The organism is Peristeroidobacter agariperforans (genome assembly GCF_004138335.1).
GTDB classification, from domain to species: domain Bacteria; phylum Pseudomonadota; class Gammaproteobacteria; order Steroidobacterales; family Steroidobacteraceae; genus Steroidobacter; species Steroidobacter agariperforans.
Window position 1 is genome coordinate 196,195 of the sequence record NZ_RYFW01000002.1, and the last position, 24,156, is coordinate 220,350.

Annotated in this window: 17 protein-coding genes; 14 read left to right on the forward strand and 3 right to left on the reverse strand. The window is 62.6% G+C overall.

Going from position 1 to position 24,156, the window contains the following annotated elements; translation table 11 throughout:
* Nucleotides 1–2: 2 nt before the first annotated feature.
* From EK373_RS14750 to EK373_RS14760, 3 genes are read right to left on the reverse strand one after another with little or no spacing between them, the layout of a single operon-like run.
* The gene (locus tag EK373_RS14750) at nt 3–2,012 is read right to left on the reverse strand and encodes a protein kinase domain-containing protein (protein ID WP_129644184.1); all 2,010 of its coding nucleotides are present in this window, start codon (nt 2,010–2,012) and stop codon (nt 3–5) included.
* A 5-nt stretch (nt 2,013–2,017) separates the two neighbouring features.
* Nucleotides 2,018–3,076: an NAD-dependent epimerase/dehydratase family protein gene (locus EK373_RS14755; protein ID WP_129644187.1), complete on the reverse strand. Its 1,059-nt coding sequence runs from the start codon at nt 3,074–3,076 to the stop codon at nt 2,018–2,020.
* On the reverse strand, nt 3,073–4,860 hold the full coding sequence (locus EK373_RS14760; RefSeq protein WP_198683355.1) for a glycerol-3-phosphate dehydrogenase/oxidase: 1,788 nt from the start codon (nt 4,858–4,860) through the stop codon (nt 3,073–3,075). The genes EK373_RS14755 and EK373_RS14760 overlap by 4 nt, the downstream gene beginning before the upstream one ends.
* Nucleotides 4,861–5,227: 367 nt before the next feature.
* Between EK373_RS14760 and EK373_RS14765 the strand changes: the two genes are divergently transcribed.
* The 14 genes from EK373_RS14765 to EK373_RS14830 all read left to right on the forward strand — a co-directional run bounded on the left by EK373_RS14765 (nt 5,228) and on the right by EK373_RS14830 (nt 24,153).
* The gene (locus tag EK373_RS14765) at nt 5,228–6,592 is read left to right on the forward strand and encodes a pectate lyase family protein (protein WP_129644193.1); all 1,365 of its coding nucleotides are present in this window, start codon (nt 5,228–5,230) and stop codon (nt 6,590–6,592) included.
* A 194-nt stretch (nt 6,593–6,786) separates the two neighbouring features.
* Nucleotides 6,787–8,319, forward strand: coding sequence for an undecaprenyl-phosphate glucose phosphotransferase (locus EK373_RS14770; protein WP_129644196.1), 1,533 nt, complete (start codon nt 6,787–6,789; stop codon nt 8,317–8,319).
* 26 nt (nt 8,320–8,345) lie between these two features.
* Nucleotides 8,346–10,376: a glycosyltransferase family 39 protein gene (locus tag EK373_RS14775; RefSeq protein ID WP_129644199.1), complete on the forward strand. Its 2,031-nt coding sequence runs from the start codon at nt 8,346–8,348 to the stop codon at nt 10,374–10,376.
* Between the two features lie 34 nt (nt 10,377–10,410).
* Nucleotides 10,411–11,832, forward strand: coding sequence for a lipopolysaccharide biosynthesis protein (locus tag EK373_RS14780; protein WP_269813706.1), 1,422 nt, complete (start codon nt 10,411–10,413; stop codon nt 11,830–11,832).
* A gap of 108 nt (nt 11,833–11,940) precedes the next feature.
* Entirely contained in the window at nt 11,941–12,969 is a 1,029-nt protein-coding gene (locus EK373_RS14785; RefSeq protein ID WP_157994375.1) for a sulfotransferase family protein, read from the forward strand.
* 256 nt (nt 12,970–13,225) lie between these two features.
* A complete protein-coding gene (locus EK373_RS14790) occupies nt 13,226–14,533 on the forward strand; it encodes an O-antigen ligase family protein (RefSeq protein ID WP_129644208.1) in 1,308 nt (435 codons plus the stop codon).
* Between the two features lie 114 nt (nt 14,534–14,647).
* A complete protein-coding gene (locus tag EK373_RS14795) occupies nt 14,648–15,784 on the forward strand; it encodes a glycosyltransferase family 4 protein (protein ID WP_129644211.1) in 1,137 nt (378 codons plus the stop codon).
* A 2-nt stretch (nt 15,785–15,786) separates the two neighbouring features.
* The gene (locus EK373_RS14800) at nt 15,787–16,974 is read left to right on the forward strand and encodes a glycosyltransferase (protein WP_129644214.1); all 1,188 of its coding nucleotides are present in this window, start codon (nt 15,787–15,789) and stop codon (nt 16,972–16,974) included.
* Complete coding sequence (locus EK373_RS14805) at nt 16,967–18,052, forward strand: glycosyltransferase family 4 protein (protein ID WP_129644217.1); 1,086 nt, start codon at nt 16,967–16,969, stop codon at nt 18,050–18,052. The genes EK373_RS14800 and EK373_RS14805 overlap by 8 nt, the downstream gene beginning before the upstream one ends.
* A gap of 16 nt (nt 18,053–18,068) precedes the next feature.
* Entirely contained in the window at nt 18,069–19,427 is a 1,359-nt protein-coding gene (locus tag EK373_RS14810) for a phenylacetate--CoA ligase family protein (RefSeq protein WP_157994376.1), read from the forward strand.
* A 10-nt stretch (nt 19,428–19,437) separates the two neighbouring features.
* On the forward strand, nt 19,438–21,438 hold the full coding sequence (locus EK373_RS14815; RefSeq protein WP_129644223.1) for a heparinase II/III family protein: 2,001 nt from the start codon (nt 19,438–19,440) through the stop codon (nt 21,436–21,438).
* A 34-nt stretch (nt 21,439–21,472) separates the two neighbouring features.
* On the forward strand, nt 21,473–22,453 hold the full coding sequence (ctlX, locus tag EK373_RS14820; RefSeq protein WP_198683356.1) for a citrulline utilization hydrolase CtlX: 981 nt from the start codon (nt 21,473–21,475) through the stop codon (nt 22,451–22,453).
* Between the two features lie 9 nt (nt 22,454–22,462).
* Nucleotides 22,463–23,107, forward strand: coding sequence for a glycerol-3-phosphate 1-O-acyltransferase PlsY (gene plsY, locus EK373_RS14825; RefSeq protein ID WP_129644226.1), 645 nt, complete (start codon nt 22,463–22,465; stop codon nt 23,105–23,107).
* 8 nt (nt 23,108–23,115) lie between these two features.
* On the forward strand, nt 23,116–24,153 hold the full coding sequence (locus EK373_RS14830) for a biotin--[acetyl-CoA-carboxylase] ligase (RefSeq protein WP_129644229.1): 1,038 nt from the start codon (nt 23,116–23,118) through the stop codon (nt 24,151–24,153).
* Nucleotides 24,154–24,156 lie beyond the last annotated feature (3 nt).

The following is a 24,156-nucleotide window of genomic DNA, read 5'->3' on the forward strand; positions in this document are numbered from 1 at the left end:
AATCAATCGTCGTCGCGAATGATCGCTTCGGCGCGGTCGGTCTTGCCGATGCGGGCCGACTTGGGCGAAACCAGCTCCACGTAGAACGATTCGTCGTCTTCCTTGCGCAGATCGTTGCGTAACGGCACATAGATCGCGCGTTGCGCCTGGCCGTCCGCGAACGACACGGTGCCCGTTGCATCCGAGGCGAAATCGATGCCCGCATCCGCCGTGCCGCTGATCGTTTTCCAGCTGACACTCACGCGACCTGACAAAGGTTGCGAGCGTTTGATCAGGAAGACGGCCGCCACCGAGCTCTCGCTGGTAACGACGCTCGAGGATTCGAATGAGATCTCGCTCATCGGCGCCGCTGCCGGCCTCGGTTTGTTGGCGACAGCGGGAGCTGCGACGCTCGGAGCGGCGGCGGTCGTTGCAGCAGTCTCATCCTTTGACTCGGCGGCCGCAGCCGGAGCGGATGTCGCTGCTTCGACCTCAGGCTGCTTGGCCACGTCTGGAAGTGGCGCAGCCGGTAACGACGTCGTCGCGGGCAGGAGTGACGGCGCCGGCTTGTCGTCGGTTCCGTTGTGGCGCTGGAACGCGAAGTACGTGACCAGCAACGCGCAAGCGACGAAGGCGAAGAAACCCCAACTGCGTTGCTTTGGCATCAAATCGGCGGGTAAATCGGCGGGCACGAGTTCCTCTGGATCGGCGTGGACGGGCATCGGTGCAGAATCGACCGGCTGCTCCGGATTCAATCGCGTCAGCAGATCCTCCACGCTGGTGGGGCGCGCTTCGCGCTTCCAAGACAGAGCTGAGAGCAATGAGAGCCATTGCGAGGTCGAGAGGTTCCATGCGCGCGGAGGAATCTTGCCTTCTTCACGAGCCTGCAACGAAGACTGCCGCCCGAACGGGTGCTGGCCGGTAAGGAGCTCGTACGCCACGCAAGCAAAACTGAACACGTCATCGCGTCGATCGGGCGTGCTGCCGCCGAGCACCTCGGGGCTCGCATAAGTCGGCGTGCCCGCCGGAATACGCGAGTCGTTGGCGGTCGGGCCGGCGGCGGTGCCGAAGTCCACGATGCGCACGCCTTCCTCCGGCGTGATGAAAACGTTGCCGGGCTTGAAGTCGCCATGCACGACGTTCTGGCTGTGTGCATAACTGAGGGCTGCGGCGGACTTGCGCAGGATCTTGTAGGCAAGCGACACGGGCACCATGGTCCAATCGCGCAGCAGCTCCGAGAGCAGCTTGCCCTGGACCAATTCCATGGTCATGAAGCAATGGCCTTCGTCCTCGTGTAAATCGAACACGCGCACGATGCTCGGATGAGACAGCAGCCTGGCGTGCTCGAACTCATGTTTGAGGCGCTTTGCCGCGCGCTCCGGATCGCCGAGCTCGGGGCGCGGCGTTTTGACCGCGACTTGCACGTTGGGCGCCGTGCCTTTGCCGGACAGCATGTCGCGCGCACGGAAGACGATGGCGGTGCCGCCGCAGCCGATGACTTGCTCGAGCAGGTAGCGATCGCAGAGCACCTTGCCCGGGGCCAGCGCCGGCCGCCGTGGCTCGCTCGCTTTCGGCGCCTCGATCTTGCGAGGCGCGGCGGTTACCGCTGTCTTCGCAGTCTGCTGAAACACATCGTCCGTCACATCGGCGGGGCGGGGCGAGGGTTTGCTCTGGACGACCGGGGCCGTGGCTCGCACCGGCACGTCGACGGTGATCGGTCTCGGAGCCATGGCTCGCACCGGCACGTCGACGGTAATCGGGCTCGAAGCCGGTGGCGCCGACACAAATGGCTCTCGACGCCCCTTTGGGAGGGGCGCGGGATCTTCGACTTTGGGCGCGACTGTCGGCGCTGGGGTCGCCACGATCGGGGCCTGCGCATCGTCGCGAACGATGTCAGCGGTGGCAGGCTCCAGATCCGCCGTAAATTCTTCGTGCACGTCGGCGGTCGTGTCGCCATCGGCGCCCGGTGGCCGCTGAAAAGCTCGCCGGTGGCGCAGACGACGCGAATGCAATGAGTGAAAGTTCGCTGACATAGTGCTCAAGCCGATTGTCTATCGGCGACCTCCGTGACGGCGGGGCGCGGCAACAAGCCACGCGCCCGGTACCAGTTGACGGTGTCGGCCGCTCCAGTGCGGAAATCGATTGCCGGTTGGAAACCAAGCAATGACTGTGCCCGGGTCGTGGAAAATACGAAAGACTTGCGAAAGAAATCCAGTCGTCGACTGTGCAGCGGTGGCGCAATGTGCAGTGGCGGCAACGTGGTCTCCATCACGCCAGCCGCGGCGACGAACGGCCACATCGGCACTTTGAGCCGCGGCGGCTTGCGCTCCAGCACGCCGGCGATCTGTCGCACCATCTCGTGCGTGGTCATGATTTCTTTGCCAGCGAACACGAACTTCTCGCCGACCGCTTTCGCATCCCTCGCGGCCAACAGCAGGCCGCGCGTCAGATCGTCGACGTGAATGCACTGCCGCCGGTTGTTGCCGCTGCCGATCATGACGAAGTGACCGCGCGCGATGCTTCGGAACAGCTTGAGCAGCCGTCGATCGCCGGGGCCGTAGGTCTCGGCGATGCGGACGATGCAGGTTTCGAAATGCTCGCCAAACGATTGCACGATGCCTTCGGCCTCGGCTTTGGTGATCGAGTAGACATTCGCCGGACGCAACGGACTGTCTTCGTCCAGCAACGATTCGCTTGCCTCGCCGTAAACGCCTATGGTGCTGCCATAGACGAAGCGGCGGACGCCATGGGCGCGACAAGCGCCCAACAACGTCTGCACGGCATCCACGTTGACGGCGCGAAAATAGCTCTCGGGCATCTCCGCCTCGTGTTGAGCGGCGGCCAGGTGAATCACTGTATCGCGCCCTTGCAGCAGCCGATCGACCAATGCCCGGTCCTGCAGCACACCGGCTTCGACGCGGACGCCGGCGGCACGCAACTCGAGCAGCCGCTCGCTCTCTATATGTAGCTCGGCACGGCCAGTGGCCAGGACATCGAGGCCGAGTTGATGGGCGCGTAACGCGAGTCGCGAGCCGATGAAACCCGTGGCTCCTGTTACGAGCAGTTTCTGGGGAGATGAAGTCGGGAATGAAGTCATGCAGTCGCTCTTACCGTGGTTTCTGCAAGCATCGCGCCACGACTCGGTGATGCCGCACTGGCGTCGCCAGTCGCTCGAGGCGCCGTTGGATCTGATGCAGCCGTCGAGCTGGAATCGTGCGCTAAATGCCGTTGCAGAGTGTGTTCCGTCGTGGCGATCTCCCGATGCAAACGCTCGGCTGACCACGACAACAGCCGGCCCATCTCAGCCGCGGTGGCGTGCAATGCTGCCGGGCCTGGGTGCGAGCCGGCGCCAAGATCTGTACGGCGCATAACGACGTCGTCCAGGTGCACGGCCATTTCATGGCTCACCGCGTAACGGACTTCGGCGGTGAGCGTGCTGGCGCCAGGGATGTTCACGACCGCGGCGCTGCTGCCTTCGTCGAGCACAGCGCGATACTGCGTGCCGTGATTGCGCACCAGCCCTTGCATGCTCTCCATGGCGACGCCCGGCGGCAATGAGCCACAGGCATCGCTTTCGAAGCGGGCGAAATTTTCGATCTCACCGCCCGGCAGCGGAATCCGATCGCTGGCCGGGGCAGGGGGCGCGTGTTCCGCTTGTTTCAACAGCAGATCCAGCGCCCGCGCCGCATCGACTCGAGCCATCGTGAAGCGGATGCCGACCAGGCTCACGAGCCCTTGGACTTTATGAGTATGGCGGTGATCGACCAGTCGCGACTCCTTGCCGAAGCTCAGCTCGGTGGCCGTCGCGGTTTCGCCGAAAGGTACCAGCCCACAATGCGCGAAGCTCACTTCGTCAGGCCTCAATTGCAGCGTCGGATACACCGAGTTGATCTCCGCCATCCATTCCTCGATCTCTTCCGGCTGTACGCAGGCGAGATCCGGAGACTCGGGAAATAACTTGTGCCAGACGCCGATCAGAGTCTTGTCGCGCCAGGGCGCGGCGAACAGATGACGGGTCTGACGGCCGAGCAACGCGTCCTTGTCGCGGCTCAAGCCTTGGATAGCGATACCGTGCGAGGATGTGGGGGCGCGCTTCACGATGAAATAAGCATCGCGGGAAAACGGCAGCCGCCGCGGCGCGCCGAAATGCTCGGCATCGTTTTGCAGGTAGTCGGCCCAGGGGCCTGCAGCGTTCAACGTCAGGCGGGCGCGCACGTCGAACTCATCGCCGGTGAGCTGGTCGCGAACCCTGACGCCCCGCACAGTGTTGCCAGACCACAGAAAGCGAGTGGCCTCGGCGTAATTGCAAACATCCGCGCCTGCCGCGTGCGCGCCTTTGACGAAGGCGAGCACCAGCCGCGCCGCGTTATACATCTGGCCGTCTTCGAACACGACCGCCCCGCTCAGCTCCGGCGTTTGCAAATGAGGAAACATCTGCAAGATCTCATTGCGCGACATCAGCCGGGTATTGCCGATCATACGCGTGGGATCGCGAATCTCGCGATTGCGGTCGAACGTGAGCGCGTCGTATACGCGGGCTCCGGTTCCCAGAAAAGCCTTGCCGCTGCGACCGTGCCCATAAGTGGGAATGGCGATGGGCAGGGGGCTCACCAGATGCGGAGCGATTCGCAACAGCGCCGATCTCTCCCGGCACGAAGCTCGCAGGCGAGGAATGTCTGCGTGCTGCAAGTAGCGAATCCCGCCGTGGACCATCTTGAAACATTCGGCCGAGGCGCCGGCGCCGAAATCATTGCGCTCCAACAGCACGGTTCGAAGTCCGCGCAAGGCGGCATCGCGCGCGGCGGCAGCACCGAAGGCGCCGCCACCGATGATCAGCAAGTCATATTCCCGTTCTGCCAGGGCCGCTGTTGTACGTTGCATTCGCCGTCTACTCGAGGTGTTCAAGCCCAACGCTTCCAATGCACTTTCAGTGCCCGGCCCGCAGGGAATTTTTGGGCAGACCGCGGCGCCCGTTGCGGATGTGGCGTAAGGCCCGCTTGCGAGGGCGGCTACTGTCGGCGATCCGCCGCAGGGAATCGGCCTACGGTAGCCCAAGACAACTGGGCCGGGCTTCAGGGGTTTGCCGATGTAATGGTTGCAACGGGCCTTGTAACTTTTCTCCCGAGTTGCAAAGCGGCTCGTCCTTTTCATGTGCAAGAAATGCTTGGTGGCAGGCGGGGTTGACCCGGGCACGGCCGCTGAAACTCTTAATGGAGTAACGACGTTAATGACTGCGAAGAATCCCGTCATGAAGCCACTGATTCGCCGACTCGCCGCCGCCGTGGCGCTCGCCTGCGGTTTGGCGCCGCTTGCCAATGCTGTGCCGGTGCTGCCTGGCGCCATCGGTCACGGCATCACCACGCCCGCCGGTCGCGGCGGGAAGGTCATTCGTGTGACCAACACGAACGCCGACGGCTCAGGTTCGCTGAAGGCCTGCGTCGACGCCAGCGGCCCGCGCGTCTGCGTGTTCGAGGTCTCCGGCACGATTACCTTGCCGGACGATCTCACTTTCCGTAATCGCTATATCACCGTTGCCGGTCAGACGGCGCCGTCGCCGGGCATCACCCTGCGTGGCGCGGGGGTGCTGGTCAAGACTTCCGATGTGCTGATCCAGCACATTCGCGTGCGCCCGGGCGATTCCGCCAGCGGCGAGCCGCCGACCAATCGCGACGCATTGAAGATCGAAGCCCCCTCGACCGCGCCGATCAGCAACGTGGTGATCGATCACTGCACCTTCACCTGGTCGGTGGATGAGATCGCCAGCGCCTGGCAGTACTGGAACAACATCAGCCTGCTCAACAACATTTTTGCCGAGCCGCTGCACGACTCGATTCACCCCGAGGGCAAGCACGGCTTCGGCGTGCTGATCGGACCGGTCGATGGCAATGCCACGCTGGCGGGCAACCTGTTTGCGAACATGCAGTCGCGTAATCCGATGACTGCCGCCGGGCGTGTGGCGATCGTGAACAACCTGGTTTACAACTGGGGTAACACCGCCATCGATCTGCAAAGCCGCGGTCTGGTCACGCAGAACTCGGTCGTCGGCAACGCGTTCGTTCGCGGGCCGGATACGACCGGCAGCTACGCTCCGATCGGTCTGCGCGCCGATTCGACCACGCTCCGGCCGGGCGCCAAAGTGTTCCTGTCCGATAACACCGGTGCGGGCGCTACCTCGGATGCCTGGTCACTGGCCGGATCCATTTACGGCACGCTGACGCTGGCGAACTTCAAATCCAGCTCGCCGCTCGCCTGGCCGGCCAGCATGACGACGCTGCCGACTTCGCAGAACGTCGTGCGTGAGCACGTGCTGAAGTATTCAGGCGCTCGTCCGGCCGATCGCGATGCTGTCGATGCACGCATTATTTCTCAGACGCGTGCCGGCACTGGCCGAATCATCAATTGTGTCGCTGCGAACGGCACTGCGCGCTGCGAGCGCAATGGTGGCGGTTACCCGAGTCTGGCCGTGAACCGTCGGGCACTGTCGTTGCCGGCAAATCCGAACGAGGTCACTGCGAGCGGCTATACGAATCTCGAGCTGTGGCTGCACCGCATGGCAGCGCAGGTCGAGGGGCGCGCACCCAGCGCTCCGGAAGCGCCGATGTTGAATCGGTAACTTCTACAACCATAAGTTTGTAATTTCGGTGAGCCCACTGGATCGCAGTGGGCGCTGCGGATAGCTCGGCTCAGCAACGACGCGGGGTTGGCTCGAATTCCGCATCCGCGCATTCGTGGTACGTATCTTGCTATTACATATCGATAGGTCCAACCGACCCGTCGATTGTTCTCAAGAGTTCGTGGATCCATTGAATGAGCGCAGTTCCCGACAGCGCGGTCCGAAGCACAGTAAAGCTGACGGGCGCGCCGCAGCCGCGGCTGTCACAAGTAAAGCTTCCCGACACTTCCGTCCCTCAGCAGATCGCGGCCTACGACATCACGCCGCCGCTGCTGTTCAAGCGTCAGTCGGCACTGGCGGCCATTTATTTCTCGCTGCGCGCGACCGCGCCAGCGGCCGTATCGATTCTCACCTTGTACGTGCTGGCCGAGTTGACCGGCACCGCATCCACTAACTCTTTCGATGCGGTGACGATCATCGTCACCATTCTTTCCATCACGTTGCTGCAATCGCCGCGCACGCCGGCTGCAGAGTTGATCGCGCCCCGCATGGTGGTGTCGCGCGGTTTGCTGATCCGGTGGTCGGTGTTGCTCCTGGCATTGCTGGCGATCGGTTTGATCATCGGTTACCCGCGCGCGTATTCGACGCCCGCCATACTGATATGGGCAGTGGCGACGCCCGCACTACTGATTCCCAGCATGTTGTTGCTGGACGAAATCGCACGGCGCGTGCTGTGCCGGCCGAGCAACGGGCGCAAGGCGGTGTTCGTTGGCTATAACAACACCAGTCAGCAACTGGCCCAACGTTTCTCTCAACACGCCGAGCTGTGCATGCGCGTGCAGGGCTTCTTCGATGACCGCAGCGCGCAGCGGCTCGAGGCGACGGATGGTCACAAGCTGCTCGGCCCGTTGTCGCAACTGCCCGAGTACATCAAGAAGAACGACATCGACGTAATCTTCATCTCGTTACCGCTGCGTCACATCCGGCGCGTGCAGGATTTGCTGGACAAGCTCGGCGACACGACCGCTTCGCTTTATTACTTGCCCGATGTGCTGGTGTCCGATCAATTCCAGGCCCGCACCGGCGAAATCCTGGGGGTGCCGGTCATCGCCATGCGCGAAAGCCCGTTCTATGGCTATCGTGGCGCGGCCAAGCGATTGATGGATCTGTGCATCGCCTCGACGGTGCTGATCGCCATTGCGCCGTTTCTGCTGGCGATCGCCGCCGCGATCAAGCTGACCAGCAAGGGCCCGGTACTGTTCCGGCAACGCCGCTACGGCTTGGACGGCCGCGAAATCGTGATCTACAAGTTTCGCACCATGACCGTCACCGAGGATACCGGCTGGCTGGATCAAGCCAGTCGCGACGACGAGCGCGTCACCGCGCTCGGGCGCTTCCTGCGCCGTGGCTCGATCGACGAACTGCCGCAGCTCATCAACGTAATACAGGGCCGGATGAGTCTGGTGGGCCCGCGCCCGCACGCTGTCGGACACAACGAGGAATATCGACGGCTGATCAAGGGCTATATGGTGCGGCACAAAGTGCCGCCGGGCATCACCGGGCTGGCGCAAATCAGCGGCTTCCGAGGCCCGACGCCACGCCTGCAGGACATGCAAGGCCGAGTGCATTGCGACCTGGAGTACCTGCGCAACTGGTCGCTGTGGCTGGATTTGAAGATCCTGGTGCTCACCGTGCCGAAACTATTCAAGACCGACAAGGCTTACTAGGACAATTACTAAACAAGGGGTCGTGCATGCTCTCAGATGCGGCCAATCGCGGGTTATTGCCAGTGAGTCCGACGTTGGCGGATCAGGTGAGCGGGTTCATGCGCTCACTGTCCGGATTGTTTCGTATCACTGCGCCGCTGGAGCGCGATCAGCTCGCGCACCGGGTCATGTTGCTGGTCATCGTCAGCGTCGGTGCGTGGGTGCGCTTCTGGGGGCTCGGCAATGTCGGCCTGCACGGCGACGAAGAGACCATGGCCATGGCCGTGATGAGCATCCTGCGCGAGGGTGCGCCGATCCTTCCCAGTGGATTGTTTTATCCGCGCGGAATGACGGAGCTGTATCTCATGGCGGGCTCGGTGCAACTGTTCGGCGAATCCGAGTGGGCCTTCCGATTCCCTTCGGCGCTGTGCGGCGTGCTGACCATCTGGTGGGCGTGGCTCGCAGGCCGTCGTTTCCTGCGACCGTATTGGAATCTCGCGTTCGCGGCCAGCATCGCGTTGCTGCCGTCGATGATCGTGTATTCGCAGACGGCGCGAATGTACATCTTCCTGCTGGCGGCGGTGGCTGGCTGCATGGTGTGCGTGTTCGCCTGGGAGCGCAGCGGGCGCATCGGCTGGCTGATCGGTGGCGTCGTCGCACTGATAGTCGGCATCGAGCTGCACGCGCTCGCTGTCACGACGGTTCTGTTGTTCCTGATGCCGGGCATCCTGCAAGGCGATCTTCGCAAGCTGCTCTACGGCAGCATCGCCGCCGCGCTGGTGATGGTGTCGTACGTGCTGATCAATGGCTGGGTAAATTCGCAGTATCCGGTGCCGCCGCCGGAATATGCAGCGGATCTCGGCGCGCCGTTGTGGGATCGCAGTCGCGCCCCGGCAGACTTTGCGCTGACCTTCGAAGTGGCTCTATGGATCGCGGGTCTGGCGATCGCGTTCTTCGCGATTCATCTGTCTCGCGTGATTCCCCAACGGTTCGCCGCTATTAGCGTTGCGACGCTGTTGCTGGCCGGCTTGCTGATGCAATTGCGGCTTTATTATCACCTTGCCTTTTTGCTGCTGGTTGCGGCCGCGGTGGTGGCGCGACGTTTCGGTGGGCCGCGCGTCTGGCGCAGGTTTCGGATTTTCGCTCTGGGCAGCGCTCTGCTCGCGCTGATCCATTTCAGCCTGTTGGCATCGACCCCCGGCTCGTTGAAAAAGGTGATCGGCGCGCTGGTTGGGCAGCCGAGCATCTGGCCCTACTATCGCATCCTCCAGTATTCGGAAGTGGCAGGCGTGCTGGCGCTGGCGGCCGTCGTGTGGGGATTGTGGCGTTTGATGAAGCGGCGCCAGGTCACGGACTATGTACTGCTGGCGATGCTCGCGGTCTGGATCCCGATGTTCACGATCGGCTTCTATGTCTGGAACCTGCCGCCGCGTTACACGGTTGCATCCGTGTTGCCGATGATGTTGTGCGGGTTTGCCTTCGCGCAGAAGGGTATCGACTGGCTGCAGGCTTGGGCGGCACAGAGGAACATGCGGTTGCTCGCCGGCCAGCCGCTGCAGGCGGGCGTTGCAGTCATTACGGCCGCCCTGGTGGTCAACCCAGTGCAAGTGGTTGCGTCGGTGAACTCGGGATACGAGTCGCACCCCGATCACAAAGGTGCGGCGGAATTCATGAAGGCGCAGCACATCGTGGATGCCGATGTGATCATCGCCGAAGACCACTTGCAGCAGACCTACTACTTGGGCCGGGTCGACTACTGGCTGATGAGCCGCAATCACGCGCGCCGTTACGTGGAGCTGAAGAACGGCCGGATCCAGGATTTCTACACCGGCGCCGCTGTCATCAGCAGCGCCGCCATGCTGGAGCAGTTGCTGAGCAACGAACGCCGCAATCGAATATTCGTCATCGGCAGCGGCGAGAATCAGAGCGACAAACGCAAGGGCATGCGCGGCGACATGGATCCCGTATTGCACTCGAACCAGTTCGAGGTCGTTTACGTGGGCCGGGATGGCCTGACAAAGGTCTGGCGCGCCACCGGCGCACCGCCGGCGTCTAGCGTCGTTCTTCCGCAGGAGTAGAGTCATCGCCGGGTTAGTCAGTCGGACCGCGATCATTTCGATCACGCGGTTCATGAATCAGGGACTGGTGGTCATCAGTCCCATCCTGCTGGTACGGCTGCTGACGGTCGAGGAGTTCGGCCGTTATCGCGAGTTCCTGCTGTACGCCGGCCTGCTGACGACCATCTGCGCTTTCGGCATCAACAACAGCCTGCTGTATTTCATTCCCTCGCACCCGAACTGTGTGCGGCAGATGGTGCGGCAGGCGGTGACCATGACCTTCGGCACCAGTGTGACGGTCGTGGGCGGCACGCTGCTGGCCGATTACTTGTCGAACGGCGCCATCCTCGCCGGCCTGCAACTGCCGGTTGCGATCTATGTGCTGCTGTTCGTGAACCTGGATTTCTGGGAGTTCTACTGGCTGTCGCAGAAGCGGCCCGTGCCCGTGTTCGCTTATACGACCGGTCGTTTGATCGCACGCATTCTGGTGGTAGTGACGGCCGCGACGATCTGGCGGGATGTGATGCCTATCGTCTGGTGTCTGATTGCGCTCGAAGCGCTGCGCATCTCCGGCTCATGGATCGCGTGGCGGCGCGCCAGTCGCAACATCGATCAAAGCAGCGAAGAATCGTGCTGGAGCGAGCAGTTTCGCTATTGCTGGCCGGTCGGACTGGCGCTGATCCTGGTGACGCTCAACAAGTCGTTGGGCAATTTGTTCGTGACCAAGACGCTCGGCGTGGTCGCGCTGGCGCACTACGCGATCGGCACTCACATCCAGCCGGTAATCGGCGTACTGCGCAACTCGGTGTCGGATGCGGTGTTGCCCGAGCTTGCCGCGCTGAAGAGCGCGAAAGGCGAGGGCGCCCTGGCGCTGTGGCGACGCTCGACGGTGGTGTCGATGATCTTGCTGACCGCGGCCGGTGTGGTGCTGTTCGAATTTGCACACACGTTCGTGGTCACGTTGTTCTCCGCCAGCTACGAGCCCGCAGTAGTGATTTTCCAGATCTATCTGCTGGTGCTGGTGCGTGAGGTGTTCGACTTCGGCGTGGCGCTACGCGCCGTGAACAAGACTGCTCCGATCGTTACGAGCAGCTTGTTCGCGATTCTGCTGAACCTGTTGCTGCTCGTGACGGTGATGCCGATTTTCGGATTGCCGGCCGCGGCGCTGGCGTTCGTCATTTCGCGCTGGACCGAGGGTCTGGTGCTCAGTCGCAGCACCATGCGCGCTTATAACATCGGCTTGAAGGATCTCGCGCGTTGGGGCGATCTCGGTAAAGTCGCGCTCGCCGCGGCGTTGGCCTCGACAATCTTCTATGGCTCGTTCTGGACCGATTACTTCGGTCTGAGCGGCGTGGTGCTCGGCTCAGCGGTGTTCATGGCGCTGTTCCTGGCGCTGTTGCTGATGTTCCGCGTGCCCGAGCTCACGGCCATGCTGGGCCGACTGCGTAAAACAGAGGCAGCGCCCGCCAAGTCCTGAGTAACTGTCGCCGATCTGCAACCCTTAGTTGATGAACTTTGGGCGCGGACGATGCATTGCGTCCCAGTGGTTACAACCCGGTCACTGGGCCGTAACGAGATAGTTACTATGACATTGGAGAGATATTCCGGACACGCCGATCCGGTTGCCGAAACTACAGTGGATGAGTGGGAAGGTCCCTTGTTCATTGTGGGCATGCCACGGTCGGGTACGAAACTCTTGCGTGGTCTGTTGACTAAACATCCGCGCATCCGCAGCCTCGCGGCCGAGACCGACTTCCTGCCCTTCATCGATCAATGGGTCGCGCAGCACGGCGAGCCAGCGACCACCGCAGCGTTCGAGCAGCTGGCGAATGCGATGAGCGGCGCGAACTATTTCAACTTTCGTCCCGAAGTACGCGGCCCCTTTCGTTGGCAGGAATGGCGCGATGCCTGCAACGGCCGCTTCGATGTGAGTGGCTTGTTCGAAGGCTTCGCGCGCTACGAGCTCGATGCCGAGCGCGGCTCGGGTGTGATCTGGGTCGACAAGTCGCCGGCTTATATCCGACACATTCCGCTGATCCTGCGCCATTTCCCCGGCGGTCGAATCCTGCACATCGTGCGCGACGTGCGCGATCACTGCGTTTCCATGCGCAATGCCTGGGGCAAGGATATTCGCCGTGCCGCGTGGCGCTGGGGGCAGGAAGTGATGGTCGCGCACCGCCAGTGTCTGATCGTGCCCGAGCGCTGTCTCGAGGTGAGATTCGAACAGTTGTTACAGAACACCGAGACGCAGATGCGCCGCATCTGTCAGTTCCTCGATCTGCCCTTCAGCGCCGATCTCACGCAGCTGTCGCAATCGGTGGAGCAACGAGGTTACGCAGCGGGCCGCACCGAAATCATGCATGACAACTACCGCAAGTTCGAAACCCGCCTGACGCCGCCCGAAATCGAGTCGATCGAATCGCTGGCGTGGAACTGCATGCGGGCGATGGATTACACGCCGATTCGAGCCAGACAGCAGCGCACGATGCCGGCGCTCACTCAATACGTGTTGAAGCTGAAAGACGGCGCGCACCTGGTCGCGAGCGGCATGTCTCATCGTGGCGTCGCGGCGGCACTGCGCTTTCATGTGACTCACCACCGGATGGCGCGATGAAAAGCGCGCGGTGAGATGCCTCAATGTAAGTACTGAAGCGACGCTTGCAATAATTACAACTAAAGTGACTCTGGATCGGGATGGAGCCGCGCAATGATGCGCCCCCGTTGGCGATCCTTGCTGGTATGCAACTTGCTCTACTCACGGTGATAGCGGAATCCACCGAGGCAGACGTGTACGTCCGAGTTAGCCGGCGCATTCATACCCATCGAGTCGTGGCCAATCGAGCCATCGCTCAGCCAGGAGGGCACCGCTGATGCGTTACGTGCTGGCGGCCCTGACACTGTTTCTTACGCTCAGCAGCGTGTTCAACTGGGACCCGGGTCCCGCGCCCGGCGTCAAGATCAAGAACTTCCTGCTGTACATGCTGGTGATGGGCCTGGTGTTCAGCTACGCCAACGGCCACAAGTTCAAGATCCAGCTGCCGGCGATGAACGTCGCGTTCATCGCGCTGGTCGGCTATTCCATTTTTACGTACCTCGCGATCGTCCTGTTCATCGACTATCCGCGCTACGACATGCTCACCAGCGCCTTCGACCTGAAGAATCGCGCGGTCGACTACATGCTGTTCTTCCTGGTGTTCTTCTATGGCACGCGCACGGAGAAAGATGCGACGTTCGTGTTGAAGTGCCTGCTGCTGTCGTGGGTCGTGTCGCATTTCGTCGCGGTGCTGGATGCTTTCGGCTACGTGCAGATTGGCGACATCGAGCGTCGCGGTGACGGCCGGGTGCAGGGCGCGGTAGGCGAGTCGAATCAATATGGCGCCTTCGTTGCGCTGACATTGCCGGCTGCGGTCGCGATGGCCGTGGCCTCGAAAGGCTGGCGTCGCTGGTTCTGGATGGCGGCGGCTGCGCTCACTGCCGGCACACTGTTGATGACGGTATCGCGCGGCGCCTTCGTAGCGACTTTCGTCGCCACGATGACTGGCGCCTATTTGTTCCGGCGCTATCTGTCGCTGGGCAAGATTTTCAGCTGGGGCTTGATGGCCGGTGCCGCGATGCTGGTCATTCTGCTCATTGTCAGCCTGAGCTTCGGCGACCTGTTATATGAGCGCGTGGTCTCCGGGTTCAGCACCAAGGACCTGGGCGGCACCTCGTCGGGCCGCACCGAGATCTGGAGCACGGCGATCGCGATGATGTTTCAGCATCCGCAGACGCTGCTCACCGGTTTCGGCTGGAATGCCTATTGGGTGATGCCGTTCCGATATTCGCCGCACAACTATTACCTGGCGCAATGGTTCAACCTGGGCTTGCCGGGGCTGATTTGCAGCGTGCTATTGCTGGTAATTCCGGTGCGCACGGCGCTGCGCTCGTTCGCGGTAGCGCCAGTACGTCTGCGCTTCCCGCTGGCCGGCTTCGTGGTCGCGACCGTCGCGTATGCGGCTGCCACCTTCTTTGTGGATCTTTATACCCCCTGGATCTATTTCTGGGCATATGCCGGCGTCAGCATGCGCCTCGCCATGATCGCCCGGGAGACCGCGCTGGAACCTGTGACCGTCAAACAACCGGCGTCGGCGCCGCAACGAGGGGACCCGTATGGCTGGATCGGCGCCGTTCGCCACTAAAAACAGCGACTCGGGCATGCTGCCGCTCGCGCTGTGCTCGCCGCCTGCGCCGGCGGGCACATCCCTGTGCCTGGGTAGCATGTGTACAGTTGAACTAGCTATTTTGGATCGCCGATGAAGATTTGCATTGTCGGGCTCGATGACTATCCACAACTGGCGAAGCTGAAGACAGCGAAATATGTGGGCGGCGAATCCGTGCAGCACGTATTGCTGGCGCGGGCCTGGCGCGATCTCGGCCACGACGTATCGATGATCGTGCACGATCACGGTCAAGGCCGGCTCACGAATGTCGACGGGATTCGCGCTGTCGCGCCTTACGCGCGCGATGAAGGCATTCCAGTGTTGCGCTTCGCTCATCCGCGGCTGACCGGCATGATCGGCGCGATGCGCGAGATCGATGCCGATATCTACTATCAATCGCCAGCAGGCGCGGCGACCGGCATCACCGCGTGGTTTTGTCGTCGGCACGGTAAACGCTTCATCTCGCGCATTGCCTCGGACCTGGCGTGCATTCCCGGCAAGCAACTGATCCGCTACTGGCGCGATCGCAAGATTTACGAGTACGGATTGCGTAATGCAGACCTGATCGTCGCGCAGAGCGAGCAGCAGCGCACTTTGTTACAGCAAAACTACGGGCTGAAGAGCGAAGTGCTGGATATGGCCGTGGAAACGCCGATTGGCCCGCAGCCGGAGAAAGACATCGACGTGCTGTGGGTTGCGAATCTCAGGCCGGTGAAGCGGCCGGAGATTGTTCTGGACCTGGCGCGGCGGATGCCGAACGTGCGCTTCACGCTGGCCGGCGGCGCGCTGCCCGGGGCGGAGGATTATTACCGGACCGTGACCGAAGCGGCGCGCTCGATACCGAATCTGACCTGTCCGGGCGCAGTGCCCTATACCGATGTGGGCACGATGTTCAGCCGGGCAAAAATATTCCTGAACACCTCGCAGATCGAAGGCTTCCCGAACACGTTCCTGCAGGCGTGGGTGCGAGGCGTGCCGGTGGTCGCATTCTTCGATCCGGATTCCCTGATCAAGCAGCGTCAGCTCGGGCACACCGCGACGGATCTCGAAGATATGGAGCACGCCATCGTGCGGTTGCTCGCAGATCACGACGAGCGCGACCGCATCGGCGAGCGTGCGCGTAGCTATGCAATCGCTCAGTTCGGACCGAAACACATTGCCAGCCGCTATCTGGAGATGCTGGGGACGCAGGTCCCCTCGCAGGTCCTGCGTTACGGCACCAGTGGTTGAACATGTCGAGCGTAGAAGCAAAGTTGGCTCGCGAAGTCGCCTCGCTCCGGCCCGCCGGCGGTAATGAGATGGATGTTTTGTTCGTTCTGAACAATCTCGGCGTCGGCGGCTCGGAGAAGAAAGTCGTCCGTTTGGCCAATGCGCTGAGCACGCGGGACATGCGCGTCGGTGTTGCCTACTTGAACGAACCCACGACCTTGTTGCAGGAGATCGATGAGAACGTGGCGACGTTCTTTCTGTCACGGCAGGGGCGGTTCTCGCTCAAGGCCCATGCGGCGCTGACAGACCTCATCGACGAGCAGTGCCCCCGCAACCTGGTGTCTGTGAATCTCTATCCCGCGTTGTATGTCGTCACGGCTACACGCGGGGCGAGGCATCGCCCGCGCACCATCGGATTGATGAATACGACCGAGATGCGCCGGGGTGCGGCCTGGAAGCGCAGCTTCTATATGCGAGTGCTCCGATATCTCGATTGGACCGTCTACGGCTGCGAGTTGCAGCGGGATGCCTGGCTGACCGCGGACAGCCCGATGCGTCCACAGTCCAGTGTGATCTACAACGGCGTCGATCTGAACAGATTTGCCCATGCACGGGTGGGCGCCGCCGGGCAGCGAGCCCAATACGGCATCAATGAGAATGCGTTTGTCGTGGGCAGCGTCGGGCGGCTGGTAGCCGAGAAGAATCAGATGCCACTGGTCGATACGGTTGCAGACCTGCGAGCTACGGGCGCCGACGTGCACCTGATGCTGGTGGGCGACGGGCCGCTGCGGCCGGCGTTGGAACAGCGGGCCGCCGAGCGAGGCATCTCGGCAGCAGTTACGTTCACTGGCGCGTTGCCCGATGTGCGTGCGGCTCTGAAAACTTTCGATGTGTTCGTGCTGCCGTCGCTGTCCGAGACCTTCTCGAACGCGGCGCTCGAAGCGATGGCCATGCAATTGCCCGTGATCCTGACGCGCACCGGTGGCGCATCGGAAATGATCGAGCACGGCAAGGAAGGTTACATCGTCGATGTGGCCGATCTGCCGCAACAATTGCCGGAGCTGCTGGATCGATTGCGCCTCGACAACGTGCTACGCACTCGCATGGCCACGGCGGCATCCCTGCGGGCGCAGCGTGACTTCTCATGGGATGCCATGGTGGCGTCCTATCAAAGCATGTTCGGCACGCGTGAATCGGTGAGCCATGCGTGAATCATCCAACGTGTTGATGCTCGGTCCGGGTTTGAACGTCCGCGGCGGCGTTTCGGGCGTGGAGCGGCTGCTGCTGAGCGCCTTGCCCGAGAACGTCCACGCCACTCACATTGCGACCATGGTCGACGGCGGCAAGTGGACCAAGGCTGTAACTTTCGCGCAGTCCGTGGCCAAGCTGACCCTGCAGCTGAATCGGCATCCCGATGTGGTCCACATTCATTTCGCCAGCGGCGCCAGCAACATCCGCAAGATCATTCTGGCCCGCGTTGCCCTGGCGCGCGGCGCTAGCGTCATCATGCACGCACATGGCGGCGGCTATCAGAAACATTGGGCAACCATGTCGCCGGCCACGCGCGCGATCACGCTCAGCACATTGCAGAGCGTGCAGCGCCTGGTCGTGCTCGGCGAAGGATGGAAAGCGTTCTTCGAATCCATCGGCGTGCCCAAGCATCGCATCGTCGTGTTGCCGAACCCTGTGGTGCTGCCGGAAAGCGTGCCAGTGCGCGGGCTCGGCGGCAAAGTCAGTTTTGTCTATTTCGGGCTGATCTCCCGGCGCAAGGGCGTGTTCGACCTGACGGAGTCTGTGGCCAGGCTGTCGCCGGAATGTCGCGCCCGCGTGGAGTTCGTGCTCGCTGGCCATGGCGATGTTGCTCAGCTGCGCGAGCACGCCAACAAGCTCGGCGTGCAGGACGTAGTCCAGATTCGTGAATGGGTCGATCCGGCGGAGCGCGACAGGCTGCTGGCAGCGGCGCACGCCTTCGTACTGCCGTCGCACACCGAAGGGTTGCCGATGTCGCTGCTGGAAGCGATGGCTTGGGGATTGCCGCCCATCTGCACGCCCGTCGGCAGCATTCCGGAATATGTGGTGAATGGCGCGAACGGATTGCTGATTGCACCCGGCGATGTGTCGCAGCTGGCCGCGGCTATCGAGAAGCTGGTGCTGCAAGAAGAGGATCGGGTGCAGATGGGCCGCCTCGCTCGCGCGACGGTGGAACCGTTGTGCGTCAAACAGTATTCAGATCGCATGTGCGCCGTGTATCGCGCCGTGGCCAACGGCAACGGTCGACGGGCGGGTTGAACGAGCGGTCACAGGCATGCAAACGCTGGTCAAAAAACTCAAGCTGCTTCAGGTCGGCGATACCGCCGTTCGTCGTAACCCGTTGTTCTACGCCGATGCGCAACGCGAGTTGGAGCGCCTCGAGCGGGTCGGGTTCAACGAGCGTCGCCAATGGACGCGAGATCGGCTCAAGGAAGTGCTCTGGCCGGCGAGCCGTGGTGGCTATGGAAGGGCCGTGCGCGGCGGCCGCGATATCGCAAGCTGGCCGCTGCTGACGAAAGCCCAAGTGCGCTCGGCGCCGAGGGCATTCGCGGTCGGGTCGCAGCTACTCACGATCAAAGCAAATACGGGCGGCACGTCCGGCGCTCCCCTCGACCTGGTCCGCTCGCTGCGTTCCGTCGTGGTCGAGCAGGTGTGCATCGATCGCATGATGCAAAAGGTCGGCGTGGAGGCGCGCTCCGCCAGGTGCGCCGTTCTGCGGACCGAAAGCATCAAGGACCCCAACGATTTCAAGCCGCCGTATTGGATTCATGCGGGCGGCGGCAATCGACTGGTGTTGTCGTCCACGCATCTGAATGCCGCGACGATCGAGCATTACGCGCGCGCCATCGATGAGTTCGCGCCGGAATGTTTGCTCGGCTATCCGACATCGCTCGAAGCGTTGTGCTTTCTGCTGAAGCGAGCCGGCCGAAGAGTGCGCATCCCGGCAGTGTTGTGTTCGTCGGAAGTTCTGCATCCCCGTGTGTGGCCGGCGGCACGAGAGACGCTCGGCTGCAGGCTGCTCGACTATTACGGTCAGGCCGAGCGCGTGGCCTTCGCCTACGCGACCGCGCAGAGCGAATATCGATTCCTGCCGGGCTATGCCCATGTGCAATTCGAGCCGGCCGGGGTGGAAGGGGAATATCGGTTATACGAGATCGTCGGCACACCGCTGTGGAATCGCTCCATGGCGTTGATCCGCTATCGCACCGGCGACCTGATCCGCTTGCCGGCGGCCTGGGGCGAGCACGAATTGGAGGAGCTGGCGCTAGGCTTGAGGACGTTCACCGGCGTGTTGGGTCGTGACAGCGACATCCTGATCACGCCGGAGGGCGTGCAGGTCACGGGCATCAGTCACTTCCAGCGCGATGTGGCCAACATCGTGCGCATCCAGGTGATCCAGGAGAGCGCAGCGAAAGTTGCGATCCTGGTGCTGCCGACGGAGAAGTACAGCGAGCGCGATCGTGACCGCCTGATGCACAACGCTCGCGAGAAGCTGCCAAAGAGTATGACCGTCGAGATCCGCAGCGTGACCGCGCTGGAGCGCACGGCACGCGGCAAGACGCCTTTCGTCATTCATCGGCCGCCGGTGAAGGAGCTCCTGGACAATACGCGTGCCCACGGAAACATGGCGTGAGGCTCGAGCCATGAGTCTGAAGTGGAAGCTGCACCGTCTGTCGGCGATGAGCGGCTGGGAAGTCGGTTACCGGGTCAAGCAACGTGTCCAGGCCAGCGTCGAGCAGTTCGGCCTGCATACCGCCGCGCCTCCGCCGCCCGCGCCGGAAAGGATGGGCGCACCCTGGGTTGCGACGTTGCCGACGGCATTCAACGTCGACAAGTATCGACGCGCGGCCGATGACATTCTCGATGGCCGCTTTCCTGTCTTCGCGATGTCGGCCGCTGCGCTGGGGTTTCCGCCGCAGTGGAATCGCGATCCGAAGACCGGCAAGCAGGCGCCGCTACAGTTCGGCAAGACCCTGAACTATCGCGACGAGAAGCTGGTCGGCGATATCAAATATCTGTGGGAGCCCAGCCGTCACGCGCAGCTGGTGACGCTGGCGCAGGCCTGGCACCTGGCGCGCGAGGCTAAATATGCCGAGGGCTGCCGCACGCTGCTCGCATCGTGGTTCGATCAATGCCCGTATCCTTCGGGCGTGCATTGGACCAGCAGCCTGGAGCATTCGATTCGCCTGGTGAACTGGTCGTTCGCGTGGCACCTGCTCGGCGGCGATGGCTCGCCGATCTTCCAAGGCCCGGATGGCGAGGCATTCAAGCAGCGCTGGCTGACCAGCGTGTATCAGCATTGCCATTTCATCGCCGGCCATTTCTCGCGCTACTCCTCGGCGAACAATCATCTGCTCGGCGAACTGATGGGGCTGTTCGTCGCCTCGCTGACGTGGCCGCTCTGGAAGCGCAGCCGGCGCTGGAAGAATCTGGCGCAGCGCGAGCTCGAAAAGGAGATGCTGCTGCAGAACGCCGAGGATGGCGTCAATCGCGAGCAGGCGAACTGGTATCACCACGAAGTTGCGGACATGATGATTGTCAGCGGCCTGATCGCGCGCGCCAATGGCTGCGATTTCAGCACGGCTTACTGGCATCGCCTGCGAGGGATGCTCCAGTACATTGCGAGCATCATGGATACCGGCGGATCCGTGCCGAACTTTGGCGATGCCGACGACGCCATCATCGCCAGGCTCGATCCTGAGGTGGGCGATGTCTATCGGTCGCTGCTCGCGACCGGGGCGGTGTTGTTCGATTCGGCGGAGTTCAAATTCAAGGCAAACGCCGGTCGGGCCAGCCAGGAGGTCGACGACAAGACGCGCTGGCTGCTGGGCGACGCGGCAGCGGCCCGATTCCAAGCCATCGACATGGCGCGCGTGTCGCTGCCCATTCGCAAGGACTTCCCCAACGCCGGCTATTACATTCTCGGCGACCGTTTCGAAACGAATCGCGAGGTCCGCATCGTCGCCGATGCCGGCCCGCTAGGATATTTATCTATTGCCGCGCACGGTCACGCGGACGCCTTGTCATTCACGCTGAGCGTCGGCGGCAAGGAGATATTGATCGATCCGGGCACTTACGCCTATCACACGCAAAGAGTGTGGCGCGATTACTTCAAGGGCACCTCGGCGCACAACACCTTGCGGGTCGACGGCGTCGATCAATCGGTCAGCGGCGGCAATTTTCTCTGGATCAAGCACGCGCAGACGCAGTTGATCGCCATCGAGCGCACGCCACTGATCGATCGCTGGGTCGCAAGTCACGATGGCTACGGGCGGCTCAAACATCCGGTCACTCATCGACGCGAGGTGCAATTCGAGAAGCAGCAATCGCGACTGCAAGTCACCGACGAGTTGCTGGGCAGCGGCCCTCATCAGATCGAGATGTTCTGGCACTTCGCCGAACAGTGCGCGGTCGTGGCGAACGGGCGGGACGTGCGAGTGTCCTGCGGCGACGTGTTGATATCGATGACGCTGCCCGAAGAGCTGCGCTGCAATGTTCATCGCGGCGTCGAACGGCCGGAGCCTACGGGTTGGATATCCCGCAGTTTCGACGTCAAGGCGCCGACGACCACGCTGATCGCGAGCGGTCAGGTCGAGGGCGCAGCCCGGCTGGTCACCCGATTCAATATCGACTTCAAGAGCTGAGGCGCGATAATGCTGCCCTGACGAAGGGGGCAGTATGGGCCTGGCTGACCGACAACTCACTGATCGACGCTATTTCGATAAGCAAGGCGCGGCCGATGTCATGATGATCCGGCCGGTGGCCTTCGCCGGTAATCCTCAGACCCGCGCGTCCAACGCCTTCCAACAGGTCGATTCGGGCAGCGAAGATGCGGCCAATCAGGCCGCGGCGTTGCGCGAGTTCGATGGTCTTGCGGCCGCGCTCGAACGGGCAGGGGTGACCGTTCACAGGTTCGAGGACACGCCGGAGCCGCACACGCCGGACTCGATCTTTCCCAACAACTGGGTGAGCTTTCACGCCGACGGCACGGTCGTGCTGTACCCGATGCTGGCCGAGAACCGCCGGCTCGAACGACGGCTCGATTTGATCGAGGCGTTGAGCACGAAGCACGGTTTTCACGCCTCCCGGCTCATCGACCTGACCCGGCACGAACACACGGGCCGCTATCTCGAGGGAACGGGCAGCCTGGTGCTCGATCGCCTTCATCGCGTCGCCTATGCCTGCGTTTCCCCGCGCACCGATCTGGATGTGCTCGGCGATTTCGCGCAACAGCTCGATTACGACATCGTCGCGTTCGAGGCGCACGATGCCAACGGCAAGGCCATCTATCACACCAATGTGCTGATGTCGGTCGGGGAGCGGTTCGCCGCCGTCTGTCTGGATGCCATTCGCGAAGACGAACGCGATGGCGTGCTGAGTCAGTTGCGCGGCACCGGGCGAGCCGTCGTGGAGCTGTCGCTCGAACAAATGAACGCCTTCGCCGGCAACATGCTGGAACTGGGCTCCTCGCTCACCGGCAGCGTGGTCGCCATGTCCCAGCAGGCGTTCGATGCCTTGACTGCCGAGCAGCGAGCCACCTTGGAATCGAGCGCCGGCCCGATTGTGGCCGCCGCCATCCCCACCATCGAGAAGCTGGGCGGCGGCAGCGTCCGCTGCATGCTGGCCGAACTGCATCTGCCCAAGAAGAAACGACTATAATTTGTCCAGATGTTGGAACTTGGCGTCAAAATCCTGCTGGCCTACCTGCTGGGCTCGCTGATCGGCAGCTTGCTGGTCGGCCAGCTGCGCGGCGGTGTGGACATTCGTAAGCTCGGCAGCGGCAATGCCGGCGGCACCAATGCTCTGCGCACGCAGGGCTGGTCGTTCGCGCTGTGGGTCATGATCATCGATGTCGGCAAGGGCTGGCTCGCGGCCGGTTTGCTGGCGCCGATGAATCTGCCCGGCGTCGGCATCGATCCGCAGGTCGAGCGCGACTGGCTGGCAGTGGCCTGCGCGGCGGCGGTGGTCGTCGGCCACGTTTATCCGGTCTGGTACGGATTCCGCGGCGGCAAAGGGGCGGCGACTTTGATCGGTGTGCTCATCGGACTGAAGCCCGTCGCCATTCTGCCGGTGTTCGGGGTATGGCTCGCAGCCGTGATGCTGACTGGATTCGTCGGTCTCGGCACCATGCTTGCGGTCGCGTCCTTTCCGATCTATGTGGCGCTCGCCGAGGCCGAGCCGTCGACCGCTGTGCTGGTGTTCGGCGCCGTGATGACAGTGTTCGTTTGTTATACCCATCGCGGCAACATCGAGCGCATGCGTGCCGGCACCGAGAATCGGGCCCGGCGCCTGTGGCTGCTGCGCCCCCGCTGACCGCAACGATGCCCACCAGCAGCAAGGCCCAGATTCCCAAGACTCAAGCCCAAGCACGCCGGCAGCGGCTGCTCGCCATGCTGGCCGAGGGCTCGTTCTATTCCGGCGAACAGCTGGCGAAGAAGCTGAAGATTTCGCGCGGCGGCGTCTGGAAGCTGATGAACTCGCTCAAGGCGCTGGGCGTCGATATCGAATCGGTGGCCCGCCAGGGCTATCGATTGCCGCGCGCAGTCGATCTGCTCGACAAAGAAGCCATCGTTGCTTCGTTACCGGCCGCAACTCGCGCCCAGCTCGAGCGGGCGGACGTGCTGCTGACGGTCGATTCGACGAATCGGTTCGTCACCGATCTCTCACCGCCAACAGCCGGCCACTTTCAGCTGTGTACCACCGAGGTGCAGAACGCTGGCCGCGGCCGGCGCGGACGCAGCTGGGTCGCGCCATTCGGCAGTGGCATCTGCATGTCTTTGGGCTGGCAATTCACCGAGGCGCCGCCGACGTTTTCGGCGCTCAGCCTCGCGGTCGGAGTGGCGGTGGTGAAGGCGTTCAGGCGCCTGGGCATCGAAGGCGTCGGTTTGAAGTGGCCCAACGATCTGCAATGGCAGGGCCGCAAGCTCGGCGGCATCCTCATCGAGATGCGCGGCGAATCGGCGGGCCCGGCGCAAGTCATCATCGGCATCGGCATCAACGTGCACATGCCGGCTGCGATTCGTATGCAGCTCGCGGAGCGCGAGGCGGCTTTGATCGCCGACATTCACGAGATCATGCGCGAGAAAACACCGACCCGGAACGTGTTGATCGGCGCGATCGCTACCGAGTTGTTGGCGATGTTGCAGACCTTCACGGTGAGCGGCTTCGCGCCGTTCAAAGATGAATGGCACGAGCTAGACACGCTGGCGAACGCGCCGGTCAAGGTCATTAGCGGCGCGCAGACTACGATGGGGTTTGCGCGTGGTGTCGAAGCCGATGGCACATTGCTGCTCGACGTCGATGGCGAGCTGCGCAAGTTTGTTTCGGGTGAAGTCAGCTTGCGCGCGGTGAAGAGCTGATCG